We start from the raw sequence: 445 nt of genomic DNA, 5'->3' as shown, positions 1-445 counted from the left end.
CAGATCGACGAGGCCGCGCGCCGGATCGACGCGATGAATCCGCAGCGCCTGCCCGCCGCGATGCGCGCCACGCATGCGCTGATCGTCGCGGGTATTGCGATGCGGCAGATTCAGACCGGCGCGGCGCGCGTGGCGCTCGCCGAGGCGGCCGAGGCCGCCCGCGAGGCGCGCATCGCGTCGTTGAGCGCCGAAGTCGAGAGCGCCGCGCAGTTGCTGGGCGCGCCCGCCGCGCGGCTGATCGAGCGCGGCGAAATCCGTCCGCTGCGGCTCGACGATGTCGAGGCGCTGCTCGCGGCGGACGTGCTCGTCGTGGATGCCTGTCGTCACGTCGTGCGCCACGGCGCGGTTGTGGTCGCGCTCGCGCGCCGCCCGGTGCTGTTCGTGCTGGCGCGCGCGCTCGCCGAAGCGTGGCCTGGCGACGTGCCGCGCGACACGCTGATCGCGC

The 445-nt window shown here is 75.1% G+C and carries 1 pseudogene; it reads left to right on the top strand.

Going from position 1 to position 445, the window contains the following annotated elements:
• A pseudogene (locus LDO54_RS39360) lies at nt 1-445 on the top strand (helix-turn-helix domain-containing protein); the annotation flags it as partial.

Source organism: Paraburkholderia tropica, assembly GCF_914484835.1.
GTDB lineage: Bacteria > Pseudomonadota > Gammaproteobacteria > Burkholderiales > Burkholderiaceae > Paraburkholderia > Paraburkholderia tropica_A.
The sequence above is the reverse complement of the archived record's forward strand: the minus strand, read 5'-3'. Positions and strand labels throughout refer to the sequence as shown.